The sequence below is a fragment of the Methanosarcina spelaei genome, assembly GCF_002287235.1.
Taxonomy (GTDB): domain Archaea; phylum Halobacteriota; class Methanosarcinia; order Methanosarcinales; family Methanosarcinaceae; genus Methanosarcina; species Methanosarcina spelaei.
On sequence record NZ_LMVP01000552.1, the window covers coordinates 1 to 18292 of the forward strand.

At 38.8% G+C, this 18292-nt stretch carries 10 protein-coding genes; 6 read left to right on the forward strand and 4 right to left on the reverse strand.

What is annotated here, in order from left to right:
* Nucleotides 1-976 precede the first annotated feature (976 nt).
* Complete coding sequence (gene mtaC, locus ASJ81_RS21430) at nucleotides 977-1759, forward strand: methanol--corrinoid protein MtaC (protein WP_170943448.1); 783 nt, start codon at nucleotides 977-979, stop codon at nucleotides 1757-1759.
* Between the two features lie 13 nt (nucleotides 1760-1772).
* Entirely contained in the window at nucleotides 1773-3161 is a 1389-nt protein-coding gene (gene mtaB, locus ASJ81_RS21435) for a methanol--corrinoid protein co-methyltransferase MtaB (RefSeq protein ID WP_095646145.1), read from the forward strand.
* A 668-nt stretch (nucleotides 3162-3829) separates the two neighbouring features.
* Here the strand turns inward: mtaB and mtaA are convergent.
* Complete coding sequence (mtaA, locus tag ASJ81_RS21440) at nucleotides 3830-4849, reverse strand: methylcobamide:CoM methyltransferase MtaA (protein ID WP_095646146.1); 1020 nt, start codon at nucleotides 4847-4849, stop codon at nucleotides 3830-3832.
* A 677-nt stretch (nucleotides 4850-5526) separates the two neighbouring features.
* On the opposite strand from mtaA, the gene ASJ81_RS21445 reads away from it, so the two are divergent.
* Together ASJ81_RS21445 and ASJ81_RS21450 are read left to right on the forward strand one after the other, a co-directional pair.
* A complete protein-coding gene (locus ASJ81_RS21445) occupies nucleotides 5527-6057 on the forward strand; it encodes an O-acetyl-ADP-ribose deacetylase (RefSeq protein ID WP_095646147.1) in 531 nt (176 codons plus the stop codon).
* Nucleotides 6058-6696: 639 nt separating this feature from the next.
* Nucleotides 6697-12537 carry a tetratricopeptide repeat protein gene (locus ASJ81_RS21450; protein WP_095646148.1) on the forward strand — a complete coding sequence of 1947 codons (5841 nt, stop codon included), beginning with the start codon at nucleotides 6697-6699 and terminating at the stop codon, nucleotides 12535-12537.
* A gap of 184 nt (nucleotides 12538-12721) precedes the next feature.
* Here ASJ81_RS21450 and ASJ81_RS21455 read toward each other — a convergent pair whose 3' ends face one another.
* From ASJ81_RS21455 to ASJ81_RS22420, 3 genes are all read right to left on the reverse strand, one after another.
* On the reverse strand, nucleotides 12722-13777 hold the full coding sequence (locus ASJ81_RS21455) for a PocR ligand-binding domain-containing protein (RefSeq protein WP_170943449.1): 1056 nt from the start codon (nucleotides 13775-13777) through the stop codon (nucleotides 12722-12724).
* A 15-nt stretch (nucleotides 13778-13792) separates the two neighbouring features.
* Entirely contained in the window at nucleotides 13793-14890 is a 1098-nt protein-coding gene (locus ASJ81_RS21460; RefSeq protein ID WP_095646149.1) for a glycosyltransferase family 2 protein, read from the reverse strand.
* 912 nt (nucleotides 14891-15802) lie between these two features.
* Complete coding sequence (locus ASJ81_RS22420; RefSeq protein ID WP_141241831.1) at nucleotides 15803-16201, reverse strand: hypothetical protein; 399 nt, start codon at nucleotides 16199-16201, stop codon at nucleotides 15803-15805.
* A 991-nt stretch (nucleotides 16202-17192) separates the two neighbouring features.
* Between ASJ81_RS22420 and ASJ81_RS21470 the strand changes: the two genes are divergently transcribed.
* Both ASJ81_RS21470 and ASJ81_RS21475 read left to right on the forward strand, forming a co-directional pair.
* Nucleotides 17193-17468, forward strand: a complete 276-nt coding sequence (locus ASJ81_RS21470; RefSeq protein ID WP_095646151.1) for a YkvA family protein — start codon at nucleotides 17193-17195, stop codon at nucleotides 17466-17468.
* A 311-nt stretch (nucleotides 17469-17779) separates the two neighbouring features.
* The gene (locus ASJ81_RS21475; protein WP_095646152.1) at nucleotides 17780-18190 is read left to right on the forward strand and encodes a DUF3303 domain-containing protein; all 411 of its coding nucleotides are present in this window, start codon (nucleotides 17780-17782) and stop codon (nucleotides 18188-18190) included.
* Nucleotides 18191-18292: the final 102 nt, after the last annotated feature.

The following is an 18292-nucleotide window of genomic DNA, read 5'->3' on the forward strand; positions in this document are numbered from 1 at the left end:
AAGCTTTGTGTTATTCACCTCGACACAATAGCTTTGTGTGAGGGATACATACAAGACATTTCTTATATATAAAGCTTTCCCGGCCGACAATTTTTAACCCAAAGACCCACAGCAAAATAAAAAATTTGCTTGAATCTATAGAGATATTGTCATTCTAATGATATGGGATTATAAGAGAGTCGAATGCTCACAGTTTTGCTTTCTGTGAGGGATACATACAAGACATTTCTTATATATAAAGCTTTTGTTTGGATGTTTTTTAACCATAGATTTTATTGCAAAAATGATTTTTGCAAAATCTATAGATCTAATGAATACTGATCTTCACGGATCAGGGATCATCTAATGGGATTACTGACATATATACCTTTCGGGAAAGTTATTTCGGACAAATAAAACTAAAAGGCTGACAGATATATCTTTCCCAAAAGAAATTAAGTTAAAAATAAAGGATAAGATAGAATATATTTATTGTTAAGTACATGAATTATTTTTAAATTTATTGAGTAACTGTTATTACAATACGTTTTCTGATAATTAGCTCAACCTGCTGAAAAATTAAGGGACTCATGATGCTATTAAAAAATTTGTGAGTATTAATAATTGTATATGTTTTAAACTATATGAGTTAAAAAAAATCGTAAAAACTGAATATAGAGAATTATAAGGCTTTCCAGTAACGAAATTATAGCTTGAAGTTCAGTATTAAGAACCTTAAACTTGCTCAGTGAGTTTTATATATATAGGATTCCAATTAAATTAAGAGGAGTTAGGAGTCCCTTTAAGAAATTGGGAAGAACTTGGGAAGTTTAAACCTGTTTGGATCTCATGTAGTTGTTACTATGAAAAAACAGGGAGATTAAGTGATAAACAAGACTAAGATATAAAGTAAGATCTATCTCAGGAGAATTTAGATTTTTAACCCGATTTTTATCCCTGTAAATGATCAGGGATTATTTGCTCCTCAAATGCCAAAATGGAGGTTAGACATTTGATAGATATAGATCCCAGTGGTATTCTGGTTCGTTACAACGTAAAAATGGAAAAGGAAATGACACCGGAAGATGCTGCAGAAGAACTTTACCCAAAAGATTCAACGATTTATCCGATTGCAAAGGCTATCTTTGAAGGCGAAGAGGACGATGTTGTTGAAGGGTTGGAAAAAGCTATCAGCGCCGGGAAAGACCCTATCTCCCTTATTAATGACGCATTGATGGTTGGAATGGGAGTAGTCTCTAGGCTTTATGATGAGGGAGTCATTTTCCTGCCAAACGTCATGATGTCTGCTGACGCCATGTTGGAAGGTATCGAATACGTTAAGCGAAAAGCAGGAAAATCACCTGAAACCAAAGGAAAAATTGTTTGTCACGTTGCAGAAGGTGACGTGCACGATATCGGAAAGAACATTGTGGCCGCACTACTGAGAGCAGCCGGCTATGATGTAGTAGATCTTGGAAGAGATGTCCCTGTGGACGAAGTAATAGCTGCCGTAGAGAAAGAAAAGCCTCTCATGCTTACAGGTACAGCCCTCATGACAACAACTATGTATGCATTCAAGGAAGTTAATGACAAACTTCTAGAGAAAGGATACAGGATTCCATTCGCATGCGGTGGTGGTGCTGTCAACCAGGACTTCGTGTCAGAGTATGATCTTGGCGTGTACGGTGAGGAAGCAGCCGATGCCGCGAAAATAGCCGATTTCATCAAGGCAAATGGAGATAACATTGTGAAATTGAGGGAGAAATTCCATAGACACTGAGGAGATGGAGTAGATGGCAGTAACAAGATGTACTAAAATGGCTTATGCAAACGCGGATGACATGGTTTTCGGAAAAGCTATCACGCCAGTTAAAACCGGGCTGGGACTAGAAATCGGTGCCGGTTACACAACTCCTGAAGTTAACTATGCCCCAAGACCCGAAGCTGGCGCATCCAAAGAAAAGCTAATAAAAGAATATGAAAGGATTACTACTGACATCATGGCAAGGATGGTTCAGATCGGAGCTCCTTCTGTCGTACTTGAAACCGAACACGTTCAGCAGATGTCCAATAACCCGGATTGGGGAGCAGCCGTTGCACATGCCCAGAAGACTATCATGGAAGATTACCATGACGAATACGGCATAAAGTGTGCACTCCGCCACACCATTGGTGACATCCGTGAGAGCAGGGAATACCTCGAGCTCAGAGGAGGAGACAAATATAACACCTTTTTGGAGGCCTTCGAACAATGTGCCCAGAATGGTGCTGACATGCTTGCAGTTGAGTCAATGGGTGGGAAAGAAGTTTTTGACTATGCAATTCTCAGGAACGATATGGCCGGAGTACTTTACGGCATAGGTGTTCTCGGCAGCATAGATATGGAAATGATCTGGCAAGATATTGCATCAATTGCAAAGAAGACAGGAACTGTAGCCTCAGGTGATACAGACTGTGCCCAGGCAAACACTGCAATGTTCATTGCAGGTGGACTGCTGGATAAAAACCTAGCCCACACACTCGCAATTATTGCAAGAGCAATTTCTGCTGCAAGATCCCTAGTTGCTTATGAGGCCGGTGCAGTAGGCCCTGGAAAAGACTGCGGTTACGAGAACACCATTGTAAAATCCATTGCAGGTGTCCCGATTGCTCAGGAGGGTAAGACCTCAACCTGTGCCCACTCTGACCTCATGGGTAACCTGGTCATGCAGTGCTGTGACCTCTGGTCCAACGAATCGGTTGAATACCACGGTGAATTCGGTGGTACAACTGTCCAGTGCTGGTCTGAGACCCTTGCATATGACTGTGCCCTCATGAATGTCGCTCTCAAGTCGGGCAACGAAAAGATCCTGAGAGATATGTTTGCAGCTTCCGATCTAAATAGAGACGCACAGGGCTATGTACTCGCATACCCCAACGCCTATAGAGTCGGGCAGGCAATTGTAAAGAACGGAGACGATATATACCTTCGCGCTAAGAACGCTGCAATTGAATGCATTAACATCGTAGAAGAAGGAGCAAAGAAGAAACTTGAACTCTCCAGATTCGAAGCCAAAGCCCTTTCAGATGCAAAAGCAGCTTTTGAAGGTCTTACTGACGACAAGGACCAGTTCATGAGCGATTGTCTCACAAAGTATAAACAGGAAGTTAAAGTCTTCAAGCCGGAGAACTACGGCCTCTAATCAAGGCAATTCTCCTTTTCCTTTTTTAAAATCCCGATTGTAGTTTATATTTTTCCTTGATAAATATATAGAGTTTTTAGTACTGAGGACTCATTTAGCACTTGCAGCGATTTTTGTTAAGCAGAATTAATTGAATGAATACCAGAGTTGTGATTGTAAACACTAACATTTAGTTTACTCTAGCTAACACTTAGGAGTCGTCACAGAACAAACTATGTATAAGTTTCGATTGGATGCCTTAATTTTCAAGATCATTATCACCAATTAAAAATTAACTTTAGTAAAAGTTTGCCTAATCTGTTTTGTGACAGTTACTTAGTTTACTCTAGATTTATAATTAGGCAGGGCACGAGAAACTCCATCAGAAATGAATGATCAGAAGTAGTCTGCTAGAGAGACGAGTCAGATCCCATACTTCCAGAATGAGACACAAACTTCCAGAATGAGACACAAACTTCCAGAATGAGGCACAAACTTCCAGAGTAAAACACAAACCTCTAGAATAAGACACAAACCTCTAGAATAAGACATAAGCGACAAAATTGAGATATAAAAATCGGAAACAGTGATAAAAATAGTATAAAAATAGTAATAAAAGTAATGAAGATAGTAAAGTTTGTAAAAATTAGCTGATAAATTAATTAAACTCGTTTTACTTCTACGAATCTTCAAGCGTAGTACTCGTCTCTTGCCTCGACCATAGCTTTAATGTGGGAAAGAGGAGTCATAGGTGCAATTCCGCAGCCAGGTGCCAGTACATCTACACCTTCTGAAATAGCTTTTTTCGATTCTTCTTTTATCTTATCGATCGGACCCGGAAGCAAAACAAACGGACTGGAGATATTCCCTACGAGCCTTGCTCTGTCCCCAAGTACTTCCTTAGCCTTTTTAATACTACCAACCTTTTCTTCAACGCTCAAACCTTCGAAACCACAATCTGCCATATAGTCAAGGATCGGGCCCACATTTCCACAGATATGCAGAACCGTAACCGAATTTACGTTTGAGGAAAAATTCTGCAGCCTTGACTGAAGCTCATTTTTAAAAGAATCCGGACTCATCAGGTCAGGAGATGCTACAGGATCTGCAACGGAGATGACATCCGCTCCCGCAATAACCATTGAATTTGCATACGCTATTGTGGCATCGGTTGCAAAATCCAGCACCTTATGTAATAGATCGGGTTTTTTAATAGACCACTTCATAAAGGACTTCACGCTCGCCAGATCGGAGGCAAGAGTAACTGGTCCTTCCATTCCTCCTATAATAGGTACATCTGGTCCTACTCTTTCCTTTATAATTTTTATCGAATCAAGTACAGCCCGGATCCTGCCCATGTCAAGCAGGTTCTCAGGCATTTCCATGCCCTCGAGGTCCTTGGGATAAGGATGTGCAGTAACTGACGGCTGCCTGTTTTTGGTTCCCATATTAACCTCACAACCCATAGCCTCGGCGAGTACAGTCAGGCAATATGGAACTCTTACAGCTTCAAGCCCGCTGAGCTCATAGTTTGCAATCGCGAGCTTTGCCATTTGTTCAGGGTCAGAATGAGCCTCCGGCCAGGGAGCCCCTACTTCGTCCATTAATTCAACGATTCCTGTCTGAGTCACAGAACAGACAGGCACTTTATCAACTTCTTTACCTTCAAGCGCGTTTAAAAGTCTCTCTTTGAGTGTCATTTCATTCATGATTATCTCCCCATGTAAAGTTTCAATTTGTAGAGAATTTCGATAAACCTCTAAATCAAGAAATTACTCATATACTGTTTATAAGCAACCAGCCATAAACTGGGGTTTATCGAAATTCTCTGTAAGTTTTTAACCTTTTGAGTTTTCTACTACATTCTCGTATGCTATTGATCTTTCAGATCGATAACTTATAGTTTTCTAACCCTTTGAGGCATATCAAAATATTAAAAGTTCCCATAAAAGGCAAGTAATCACCTTCGGGAAAACCAAATCCCTGTGCCCAGATTGACTAATATAATCTAGGTTTTATGCTATATCATTGTTTGGGAATCCATAAACTGAAGAAGAACATCAAAGAAAAAATCGTACTATAAAGCAGCAAATGGAAAAACAATTAGGCAAAGTAGAAGAGTAAAAGAAAAAAGAAGAAGGCAAAATAAAAGAATAAAACAAAAAGAAGAAGGCAGAATAAAAGAATAAAACAAAAAGAAGAAGGCAGAATAAAGAATAAAACAAAAAGAAGAAGGCAGAATAAAGAGTAAAACAAAACAATAAAGAGAGAAAGCAAAGCCAGAAGTTACCCAAAATAGTAGAAACAGGAAATTGCAGATAAATACAAACAGTATAGTGGAAAATGTATCGGGCAATATATAAAGAAGCGAAGCAAAAGGCAGATTATGGCACGCATTTCGGACAGGTTAACAGTAATTCAGGAGGATATCGTAGAGCTAAAAGTAGATGCAATCGTAAATGCCGCAAACTCGACTCTTCTTGGGGGTGGAGGAGTCGATGACTCTATTCATAGAGCCGCAGGGCCAGGACTGCTGGAAGAATGTAAGGGTTTGAAAGGTTGTGCTACAGGAGAAGCAAAAATTACAAAGGGATATTGCCTGCCTGCAAAATGGGTAATACATACTGTCGGGCCGATATGGCAGAGAGGTCAGAAAGGAGAGGACGGTTTACTGGCTTCCTGCTACAGAGAAAGCCTTGAACTTGCAGGAGAATATGCCATAAAAACCATTGCTTTTCCAGCTATAAGTACAGGAGCATATAACTTTCCTTCAGAACGAGCTGCAGGAATTGCAGTTTCCGAAATAGCTAAGTTCCTTCAGGAAAATGGATTGCCTGAAAAAGTTTTTCTTGTTTGTTTCAACAAAGAAACATGCAGGCACCTTCAGGAAGCAGTTTTAGGAATCATTAAGGTTTAACTTCAATTTTAGAAAAATTGATTTAGATTTTAATTAGATTTAGATTTTAATTAATTTTAGATTCGATTAGATTTTATTTAGAGTTTGCATATTTATTTTTCATTAACAGTTTATTTATATTACAAGTTGTCCGCAGAATCCATGAGATATTTTTTTAAAAATATTTAAAAAATAGACTAAAAATTATTCCCCCATGCTTAATTATTGAGGATCGTTTATATACAATGTTAGGAAATTAGATTCTAAACAAAAATTAATAATGATAATAGATTTCGAGTTGGATGTATACTAAACTTAGCGATTAACACTAAAAAATAGCTACCACTTTGGAAAAGAGTTTTAAGTGGCGAGTTAGAGGAAAGACTCATAAAAAATGAGAAGTTGGGGAAAACAGAGCAAAATATTATAAAGGTTTGATAAAAAGACTAATATTCAAGTTTCAGATCTTTGGGCTTTCAGGAATAGAATCAAAAAGTGCTAAAACAGAGTCAAGAAAGTGCAGAAACAAAGTAAGGAAAGTGCAGAAACAAAGTAAGGAAAGTGCAGAAACAAAGTAAGGAAAGTGCAGAAACAAAGTAAGGAAAGTGCATAAATCGAATCAGGAATATAGGAACAGGATCAGAAAAAAGATCGGAGGAGTTGGTTATCAATCACGATGAAGCTTTTCAAAGAGGACTTGGCCTGATTAAACAAAAAAGGTACGAAAAATCAATTAATGTTTTCAACAAGATTGTAGACAAAGATCCAGGTCACATAGGAGCTCTTTTTAATAGAGGACTCGCCCTGCTAAAAATAAAAAAACCAGAAGATGCCCTCGACTCCTTTGACCAGATCCTGCACTTTGAGCCCGAAAATTTCGATGCTCTCTACAAAAAAGGAATCGCTCTGGTCACTCTTGAAAAGTTTGAAGCAGCTCTAGAAGCTTATGACAACGCACTTGAAATAAATCCTGACAGTACAAAAATATGGTACCATAAAGGAATAGCGCTTGCCGAACTGGAAAAAACTGAGGCTTCAATTCTTTGTTTTGAGAAAGCACTTGAACTTGAGCCGGAATGCGGAATAGCCTGGTATGCCCGAGGCACCGTAACTGCAAAAGCCAGAAGTTACGAAGAAGCCCTGGAATGTTTTGAACACGCACTTAAGATCAACCCGAAAAATACAGACGCTTGCTATGCAAAAGGCCTGGTTCTTGCAAAGCTTGAGAAGTATGGAGAAGCGCTGGAATGCTTTGATGTTCTGATTCGGGAAAATTCCAGATATAAAGAGGCCTGGAAACAAAAATACTCTTTGCTGATAAAGCTTGGAAAGAGTGAAGAAGCTCTGGAATGCGTTGATGCATTTTTAAGGAAATTTCCTGTCAGCGAGACTGCTCTCTATCAAAAGGGTATTCTTTTAAATGAACTTTCCCGTTACGAAGATGCCGAGAAAACTTTTTCGAAAATCTTGAAAATAAATCCGGGAAATAAAGAAATCTGGCTCAAGAAAGGTCTTGCTCTTATCCAGCTGCTCAGGCTCAATGATGCCATAAAAGCTTTCGAAGAGGCAATCAGGCTGGACCCCACATATTACGAGGCATGGAATTACAAATGCCTTGCTCTGATGAAGCTTGAGGTTTATGAAGAAGCCCTTGAAGCCTTTGACTCTGTACTTGAAATATATCCTGATATGAAGGAAATTTGGTATAACAGAGCTCTTGCTCTTGCGAAACTGCAGCGTTTTGGGGAGGCTGCACAGTCGTTTTCAAGAACTGCCGAACTGGACCCTTCATATAGAGACGCCCTGTACCAGCAGGGACGTTTTCTTGCCATGGAAGGAAAATATGAAAAAGCCCTCGAAGCCTTCGATTTCATGCTTGAACAGAACCCAGAACTTGTTAAGGCCCAAAAGTTCAGGGGCACTATGCTGATCAAGTTAGGCCGTACCGAAGAGGCCCTTGAATCTCTTACACTGAGCCTTGAAAAAGAACCCGAAAACCACGAGCTCTGGCTCCAAAAAGGATTAATTCTCCTTGACAGTGGAAAATTCGAGCCTTCCCTGAAAGCTCTTGAGAAAGTTGCTGAACTCAAGCCCGATAATGAAGCCTGCTGGATGAATAAGGGCTTTGCACTCTATTCTTTGGAACGTTATGAAGAATCTCTTGAAGCCTTTGAAGAAGGTCTGCAGTTGAACCCATATCTTGAGAAAGGCTGGAATAATAAAGGAATAGTACTCGGAAATCTTGGAAAAACGGAAGAAGCTCTTGAGGCTTTTGGAAAAGCTGTGAGCCTCAATCCTGACTTTGAAGATGCCTGGAGAAATAAAGGACTAACATTACTGGCTGCCGACAAATATGAAAAAGCCAGTGAAGCCTTTGATGAAGTTCTTAAAATTAACCCTGAAGACCTTGATTCCATTTACAACAGAGGAACGGCTCTGCTAAAGCTAGGAAGAATGAAAACTGCCCTGGAATGCTTTGACAAAGTCCTGTCTCTTAATCCGGATTATCCCGATTTATTATATAGCCTTGCAGCTACTCAGGTTGAGCTCGGAAAGCAGGAAGAAGCCCTGGAAACCTTTGAAAGACTAGCTGCTAAAAGTCCCGAAGATCAGGAAATCCATTTCAGGAAAGGGAAATTTGCAATGAAAATTGGAAAGTATGAGACTGCACTTCAGGCTTTTGATCAGGTACTCAGTGAGAATCCAGAGTCCAGGGAAGCCTGGTATAGAAAAGGGCTTTCCCTGATAAAACTGGAACGTTTTGAAGAGGCTATAAGAGCTTTTGATGAAGTAATTGCAAAAAATCTAGATTATAGAGAAGTAAATAATTCTGACTATAATGAGATAAAAAATCTCAATCTTGATGAAAAAAATCTCAATCCTGATGATATAAATAACCCCAAATACGATGAGATAGAGAGTCCTGATTACAAGGACAAGAATTCTAACTATGAGGACGCCCGTACTTACAAAGGATTTGCGCAAATGCAGCTTGAAAGGTACCTTCCTGCCCTGGAAACCTTTGAGAGTGCTCTTGAAGAAAAGCCGGATTCCGATATTCTCTGGTATTACAAAGGCCTTAGCCTTTACAGGATAAATATGTTAGAGGAAGCAGTATATGCCTTTGAGTCTGCAGTTCGCCTTAATCCAGAAATGCAAGAAGCCATCGAATACAGAGCCATCTGTCTGTTTGAAACCGAACAGTACAAAGCTGCCATTGAAGCTTTTGATGCTGTACTTGAAAGAAATCGAGAGAACTTTTCTGTACTCCATAAAAAAGCTATTTGCTTCCTGCAGTTAAAGAATTATAAATCCGGAGCTGAAACCCTCGCCAGAATACTGGAACTTGACCCTGACAACAAAGAAGTAAAGTTTGAGTTGGGGATTGCCAGTTTTGAATCCGGAGAGTACGATAAAGCCCTTTCTCTTTTTGAAGAAGTAAGTGAAGGCTCAGATAAAGACTCTTTTGTATACTGCCCTGAACAAAAATTATCTGAAAAAAATATCTCTGAAAGAAATACCTCTGAAAGAAATACCTCTGAAAGAAATACCTTTGAAAAAAATATCTCTGAAAAAAACTCATTTGAACAAAAGAACTCTGAAGAAAAGTTCTCTGCGTTCTACTGGAAAGGGCTTGCACTTATCAGGTTGGAAGATTACGAAAAAGCATTGGAGGTATTCTCAAGACTTACCGAAGAGAATCTCCTGTTTGTAGAGGCCTGGTATTTGAAAGGAATATCCCATTCAAAGCTGAAGCAGCATGAGGAAGCGATAAAAGACTTCAAGAAAGTCCTTGAGCTTGATCCTGTTTATCGGGATACCTGTTATCAGTTGGGGGTTTCCTGTCTCGAACTTGGGAACTTTGAGGAAGCTATAAGAGTTTTTGAAGCTGTACTTAAAAAGAATTCTGAAAACTTTGATGCCCTTTACATGAGAAGCCTGGCTTTACTGCGATTGGGGAAATATGAAGAATCGGCTTCAGGTTTCAGAGAAGTCCTCAAAAGAAATCCATCCGATACTGAAGCTCTTGCACACCTGAGCACAGCTTGCTTCAAGCAGGGATTTTATGAAGAAGCCCTTGGACTCTTTGATCAGGTTTTACGGGAAAATCCGGAGCGAAAAACTGTCCTTTTCAGGAAAGGAGTTGCTTTAAAAGCCCTTGGAGAAGTAAAGGGAGCTTTGACTATGTATGACTCTGTCCTTAAATTGAAACCTGACTGCACTTATGCCCTTGAGCAAAAAGCTTATACTCATTTCGAGCTTGAGGAATATCCGGAGGCCATTGAAGCATTTAAAACGGCGCTGGAATATTGCCCGAAAAAAGAAAATCTATATTACTACAGGGGTATTGCTTTCTTCAGGCTCGGGAACTTTGAAGAAGCCTCAAAATCCTTTGAAAACGCTCTTGACCTTGGCTGCCAGGAACCCGAAATTCTTTATTATACAGGAATCTCCCACTTTGAAAACAGAGAATATGAAAAAGCAGTGGAAATCTTTGATGTTATCCTTAGTTTCGGGGCAGTGGACCTCGAAATTCTGTACAAAAAAGCCCTGGCCCTCTTCGAACTTGGAAAGCCAGAAGAAATGGTTTCTACAGTTGACACTCTTCTCGAACTTGAAACTGAGAACTTTAACATTAAGGATACTGGAGAGTTTGAAGAAGAAAACTATGAAAAAAGGGCAGGAGAAGAAAATGCAGACGAAATTCCAGCTTTCGAGAACACAAAGGCTTTTGAAGAACTCTTCGAAAAGTTTGCATTCTCATTGATAGAGCTTGGAAGGTATGAAGAAGCCCTTCTGCCCCTTGGAAAACTTACAGCAAGTGATTCGGCTTCAAAAGAGGCCCTCTACGGTAAAGGTGTGGTGTTTCAGGAACTTGGCAGACCTGAGGAAGCTCTTGGAATATTTTCAGAACTTCTTTCCTTTTATCCTGCCTTTGAAAAAGCCTGGTACAGGAGAGGACTTATTTTATTTTCTCTTGGATACTATGCTGAAGCCCTGGAGTCCTTCGAACAGGCTGTCCTGGGAGATCAGACGGAATCTCCTGAAGAAGTTAACGAATTAAGCCTGGATGAAATTGAGAGAGAAAAAACAAAAGAAGACCTTGAGTTAGAGGATAAATTAAGGTTAGAAGATAAGTCAGGACTAAAAGATAAATTTGTATTAAAAGAGAAACTAAATGACGCTGAAACCGAAGATGCCTGGATGAAAATGGGGCTTTCCCAGCTCAACCTGGAGTGTTATGAGGCTGCCATTGATACATTTGAGAAAGTTCTTGAAGTAAAACCCGATGCTTCCGACATCTGGTATGTAGCAGGGCTTGCTCTAAGAGGGCTTGATCAGGATGAACAAGCCGTTGAAGCTTTTGAAAAGGCCGTAGAACTCGATCCGGCTCTGGAAGCTGCCTGGGAACAGATCGGGCTATCCTTCCTTAGATTAAACATGTATGAGGAAGCAAGCCAGGCTTTCAGTTCTGCTCTAATCCTTAACCCTGACAACGTAAACATTCTCTACAGCCGATCAGTGGCGACTTTCAAGCTCCAGAACTTTGAGGACACGGCTCAGGATCTTGAAAGAGTACTCCTGTACGCCCCTGATTTCCCGGATTATACTGAAGCCTGTTATATGCTCGGGATTGCCAGAATGGAGCTTCAGGAATATGAAAAAGCTCTTGAAGCTTTTGATATAATACTGCAACAGGACCCTGCTAATAGAGAAGCCCTATACTACAGTGGGCTTGTGCTTTTCAATCTTGAGGAGTACGAAGCTGCTGCCGAGGCCTTTGGAGTACTGCTGGAAGCTTCACCAGAAGATCCTGAAAGTTTGAACTACCTTGGGCTCTGCCTGTTGGAACTCGAAAGCCCGGAGGCAGCCCTGAAAGCCTTTGAAAAAGCTGCCCTTTTCAATCCGAAGAATGAAGAAGTCCTGTACAATGCAGCCATGACTCTTATCAAGCTTGATAGACCTCAGGAATCTATCGATTATTTTGACCGCATCCTTGATATTTCTCCGGAGAATATCAACATCCTGAACTGCAAAGGAATCGCATTCTGCAAGCTTGAAATGTACAGAGAAGCCCTGAAAGCCTTTGACCTTATACTGGAAAAAGACCCTGAAAACATCAAGGCAATTTATAGTGTAGGAGTTGTCTGTTTCAAACAGAAGCTCTATGAAACTGCCTGCCGGGCATTTGGCGAAGCTCTTGCCCTTAACCCCTGGCACGAGCAGTCCTTAAAATATCTAGGAATCTCTCTTGCAAAAATAGAAGAGTATGAAGATGCACTGAGAGCCTTTGACAGACTACTCAGGATAAAACCTCACGATGTTCAGTCCATGAATTACAGAGGAGTTATTCTGGGAAAAATGGGAAGATATACTGAGGCCATAAACACCTTCAATGAAATCCTGCGTCTCTATCCCGATATGGCAGATGCACAAAGGAAACTTGAAGCCTTAAAATGTATTGAAAACAAAGAGGATTCCAGTGACGATCTTTACTAAGGTTTCTGTATGAGGAAAAACTCCTAAAAAAGAAGGAAAAATTTCTCATACGTTTTGTAAGATTTTTCAATATAGCAGATTCCAAAAAACGTACCACAAGTATTGCAGTTAACACAACATAGTTTTACAACAGATGAGACTAAAAAATAAACAGCGGTAAAGCTATGATGTTATTAACGCTGTATTAATCGTCTTCGTTAAACTCATTTATAAGAATCTGATTTTGGAAAGAATATCTGGGAATCTGGAATGCCATGGAGTTGTTGTTAATTTTTCTATTGTATTTATAATTGAGTACTTTATCAAACGTCAACAAGAAGTCAATAGCTTTATCCAGAGCTTCCCTGCTCAACCGCGGAACCTTTTCAAGCGCTGCTATGTATTCTTCCTCATTGAAGCCTTGTTTCCTTGCCTGAGAACGAAAAAAGTTATAATCCACAGGCTCATCCTCAAAAAAGAACTGCCCTGCGTAAATATCGCCAATGTGTCGGTCATCTATCATAATTGGAGCAGCCATGTCCCACATATTGTTTTTGCACCTGTAAATCTTAAACTCTCCAGGGAGAGAGGCTTTGGAGAGTTTTATGTTGCACTCTACACAGTACTTGCGGGTTTCAGGACAAACTCTATGAAATTTAGTACAGACATCCTGCCATCCGACACCTACCAGGACATTGCCTTTGAGGTCATTCAGACCCAGGGAGATAGGGACATGCTGATAGAAATCACTCATGAGGTACTCAACCTTCCGAATATCAATGATATCAACAAGCTCCAGGTTAGCCATTTCCCAATCAGGCGAACAGATATTTTTCAATCTCAGCTTAATGCACTGTTTACTCCTACGTATCATTGTCTCTACGTGTCTTCTCACGGTAATGTATTTACTTATGCAGAATTCGCCAGGAAACATACTGTATTTATCAAATTCAGGATGTGTCTTTTCACGAGTCCATACAGGAATTGTCCAGTTTAATTTTAACAATCCTTTTCGATTCTTCTGTAAAACGTTTGTTTTGTATATGTCTTTTGACAATTTTAAAGTAACATCAGCCGAAACCACTACTGAGACAAACGTTTGCAGGTATCGCGGCAGTAACACACTCCAGTTATCTAACTGATTAAACACGTAATAAGTGAAAATCAAATGCAGGTCACGAGGCAATATTATATGCCAGCTATTGAAGAGATTAACTGTGTAAGAAGTGAAAAGTGTATGCAGGTATTGCATCAATGACATATTACCACTCTTGAATTACCACTCTTGGTTAGGCTTGAAGAGGAATAAGTAGTATGCATAGATTAGCTGAGCAATTGTGAACCATGCATAGAATAATTGAGGAATAAATGTCATCCTTACGAGATAGTCCCAAATACTGGGATTCTGCACATATCGCAGTGTATAAACACAGTCAACGTACATTATACCCATTACCATCAAAAACATCTTATTTGGGAGATAAACACCCCTGACCATGTCACATAAAGCGTAATACAGCAGAACAACCTGGAAAGACAACATAATCCAGAAGAGTCCGGCGTTCAGGATATCTTTTCTGGTGCTTTTATTCCATCCGTGCTCCCACAATGTATCAAGCCCGCCGCGAAGCCAGCGGACCCTTTGTTTCCATAACTCTCTTAGCTTTAACGGGACATCTGTCCAGGCATGCATTCCAAAACCTGCAGCTGTGTGGTAACCAAGTTCTTTTAGAGTTACTGTCAACTCGTAGTCTTCAGTAATGTTATGAATATCATATAAAGTGCAGTCAAGTTTTCCGGTAGCTATACGTCTTTCCATAACTGCTTTTATTGCTTCTACCTTATATACAGTACACATCCCGTGAGCGACTTTAATTCCCCTATCCTGACTAACCCGGCTTCTGTCAAATTCTGCATATTCGACATATTGCCAGTGATATACCAGCTTTTCAAGAAACCCGTTAGTTATCTGTTTAACTACGCCTGCACGAGAGCACACTGCACCAAGCAAAGGATCTAGCCGAAATTCTGTTAATGCCTGCTCAACAAGATCAGGAGCCAGGATTGTATCACCATCTACTGATAATACATAGTCATATGAGTTCAGATCGATACTTTTATAGGCGGTATTAAGTGCCCCAGACTTTTTGAATTTATTTCCAACAGTTTCTATTAAACTTACGCGGTTATCAATGGCAGCTATACTTCTTACTATACTAACCGTATCATCTGTACTGTTATCACTTATTACAACAATATCCACTTTGACTGTTTGATTAAGAATGGATTCAATAGTCGAACGGATTATATCAGCCTCATTATGAGCTGGCACAAACGCGATGACATTGTTCCGTGTAGGCAGAACGGTTGTCATTTCGCAATTCCCCCTAATCACTTACTGCTAATAAATTTCAAGTAAAATTATAATCACCATAATAATAAAAAATGAGATTAAAATTATATCATTTAGGTCATTATGACCTCATTTTTCAATTAATTGGCAGGATATAGCGGAATAAATTTACTTCAAGTATATATAATTAGCAGAATACTGCTGTGTTAGGAAGAAAAATTGCAGTTCTGTATACTTAAAAATACAAAATCTTGAGTTTTATTGAGGGAACTTTTAATTGTTATATAGAAATATCGAAAAAATATCTCCTGAAAACTAATTTATGGCATTTATAGTAACTATTAACCAGAAAATCCGCTTATTTTATGTATAACAATTTAATGAATTATTTACTGAGAATCTATCTTAAAATTAAATTTGATCCTATACCTGGGATAAGGTTTACTCATTTGGACTGAAAAACAGTAGCATTAGACATTTAAATGTCAATTATAAATTCAAAACATAATGCCTATTGTATGACAGATATCGAATAATTAACTCATATGAGAAAACCTAAGGTCAAATATGTACTTTATTTTGGAAAAATTTAAGGTCTGAATTTAAAACTAAATCACCCATTATATCCGTATTTAAAACAAAATTACCCATTAATCTGAGTTTAAAACAAAATTACCTATCATATCTGAGTTTAAAACAAAGTTACCCATTATATCTGAGTTTAAGACTAAATTACCCATTATATAGTTGTGGAAACAACTTGAGTTTTAAGGCAACTTCTTAGAGCATATCAAAAATCAGACTTGGCCTTACAATACCAGATAGATTCACAAGTATTCTTCAAACAAAAAAACAAACGGACACTTGTAAGTGAAAAAGAGGTTCTTGTTATTATTCTATCTAAATAAAAAAGAAAAGAGGTTTTTGCCTCAGTTAAGATGGTATGTAACTAAAGTCAGATAAAACCATCTCTGCATTCTTTCCATTTTTCGGCGCCAGGTGATTCATAAGCCACATCTGCATCGCAACTCCGCCTTCTACGTGTGGAATGCTTGTCCGGTCCGTACAGTTCCAATCGGATATGACAGTTCCGTTAGATAGCTTTGCGGTGAAGTGGACATACGTTGGATCCCAGTCGAACATGTATGTCACGTTTGTAGCGTACTGGTAAGGAGAGTCATAAGTTATCGAACTCTGGTATGCGTTTGGCTGGACACTATAACTAAGTCTATCACTGTATACCCAGCCCCACTTAGTAGCTTCAATATCTATCTCATTAGTATCATTATGGCGGAAAAACATAGCAGCTACGATGTTCGGATCGAGATTCATTATTGGTGATGAGACCTTCCACGTGTATACGCCGTAAGTATAGTCAGCAGATGTTGTATCGACCTCTGTTGAATACCACGTACCTCCGACTTTCTGGATTGTCAGGTGTAGTTTCTGGTTTTCATCAACCCAAACACTGTTGCCTGAACTGTTCCAATAGTTACCACCGGGATTACCAGTTCCACTTCTTACCCACCACTCTTTACCACACCAGTTTAGATAGGTGCCTGCGGCGGCGATGTTTGCGATCATAAGCAAGCCTAATGAACTTAACATTACAAGCTGTAAATATTTTTTGTTCATATAACTCATGAAATTAATAGCAGACATCTGTGAAAAATTTTCTTATTTGTTACTAAATAGAAAAGTTGAAGTATTTATAAAATAATATATAAGTTCATAAAGTTCGAGCCTTAGTAACTGTCACAAAACAGATTAGGCAAACTTTTCATAAAGTTAATTTTTAATTGGTGATAATGATCTTGAAAATCAAGGCATCCAATCGAAACTTATACATAGTTTGTTCTGTGACGACTCCTTAGTATAATGAGTAATTAGTATAATGAGTAATTTGAGAACCAAGATTATCTAATTTTAAGATAGTAGCTAGAAAAAATGTATCCGATTACCAGGAACCCCACAATTTCCGGCATGGATCAATATTTATTTGTAAACTAACTATTTACTGTATTTCGCCTCCTAAAACTATGTTTTCTTATCTTAAAGATAAGATTGGTAAGTTGGAAAATATATAGGAATGCAAGAAAATTTAGGTAAAATCCCTTACATTCCCTAATCTCAAAATAGAGCCTTTCCTCAAAATGCATCTACTTCCAGGTTGTAGAGTTCTCACTTAATACTCGTGCCTCGCTTTGTTCGTTTTTATTTGATTATTCATTAATAAGAGTATAACTTTTTTAGATTACTGAATACATATTTTAAATAATAGAGATAATTATTTATAAACAATCAGTTCTGTATTTATGTTGTTATGCTGAAGCTAAAAGAAATAAAGAACAATGCAAAAAAGTACATAGAACTATGTAAGCTTATATATAAAGATCCTCGGACTCCCAAAACTGCTAAAGTATTATTATGGATCGCCATAGGTTATGCATTATCACCAATTGATTTAATACCGGATTTCATCCCTGTAATTGGTTATCTTGATGACATGATAATTGTCCCTGTACTTTTATACATTGCAATAAGGTCAGTACCCAAAGATGTGTACATAGAAAATTATGTTCAGATTTTAAGAAAGTAAGTTTTTAGCCAGAAAAAATGGTATTTTTAGGTTTTATTTTTTTAAAATTCTACTCCGGCTCTTTCAGGCACAGACTGTAAAATTTGTTGATATTTTAACCAGAGACAGCTTGAGTTTTAACTCAAACAAATAAAAAACCTTTTTCAGACTTGTTTTGCTGAACACTTGTTCCTAAAAGTATATGCCCGTTTGAAGAGAAACAATACTTAACTTTGACAAATGTATTTTTGAAGCTGATACGAGTCTGGTAGAACAACAGGATTTCGATTAAACGGAATCAAACCATATTTTGATATTGGGGGTACGAGGGAATGTTACTGATGGATATAATAACCTGGGAGCCGAAAGACTCCTTGAAAGTTGCGGAATTATATGCGAATTACGAATACCCAAAGGGTATTAAAATAATAGATGAGTGGACTGACCTCACCGGTTACCGCACTTTTATAATTTACGAAACTGACGACGAAAAAACGTATGCATCTTCCGTCTTTCCTTTCATGGGGTTGTGCAGGTTCGAGACCTTTCCGGTTATGAAACTGGACAAGTTTATGCAGCTTGCCCAAAAACTTGCCGAGAAAGCCGGAGAAGAAAAGTCAGGTGCTGAGCAGGGAGAAGACGGAAAAACCTCAGAAGAGATTTTTCAGCAAATAGAAAACCTTGAAAAGAGAATTGAACGCCTTGAACACCATTCTTTTGTTCAACAGGAAGATGTAACGTGAAACTTAAACCCCACAAGAAATCTATATTCAAATCAAAAACTTAGTTCAACCTAAAAACTTAGTCTAACCTAAAAACTTAGTTTCAACATAAATACTCATTCT

Coding starts and splice junctions, on each gene's coding strand:
- ASJ81_RS21445 (WP_095646147.1), top strand. CDS start 5,527: ATGGCACGCATTTCGGACAGGTTAACAGTAATTCAGGAGGATATCGTA.
- ASJ81_RS21470 (WP_095646151.1), top strand. CDS start 17,193: ATGCTGAAGCTAAAAGAAATAAAGAACAATGCAAAAAAGTACATAGAA.
- mtaA (WP_095646146.1), bottom strand. CDS start 4,849: ATGAATGAAATGACACTCAAAGAGAGACTTTTAAACGCGCTTGAAGGT.
- mtaB (WP_095646145.1), top strand. CDS start 1,773: ATGGCAGTAACAAGATGTACTAAAATGGCTTATGCAAACGCGGATGAC.
- ASJ81_RS21455 (WP_170943449.1), bottom strand. CDS start 13,777: ATGTCATTGATGCAATACCTGCATACACTTTTCACTTCTTACACAGTT.
- ASJ81_RS22420 (WP_141241831.1), bottom strand. CDS start 16,201: ATGAATCTCGATCCGAACATCGTAGCTGCTATGTTTTTCCGCCATAAT.
- mtaC (WP_170943448.1), top strand. CDS start 977: ATGGAGGTTAGACATTTGATAGATATAGATCCCAGTGGTATTCTGGTT.
- ASJ81_RS21475 (WP_095646152.1), top strand. CDS start 17,780: ATGTTACTGATGGATATAATAACCTGGGAGCCGAAAGACTCCTTGAAA.
- ASJ81_RS21460 (WP_095646149.1), bottom strand. CDS start 14,890: ATGACAACCGTTCTGCCTACACGGAACAATGTCATCGCGTTTGTGCCA.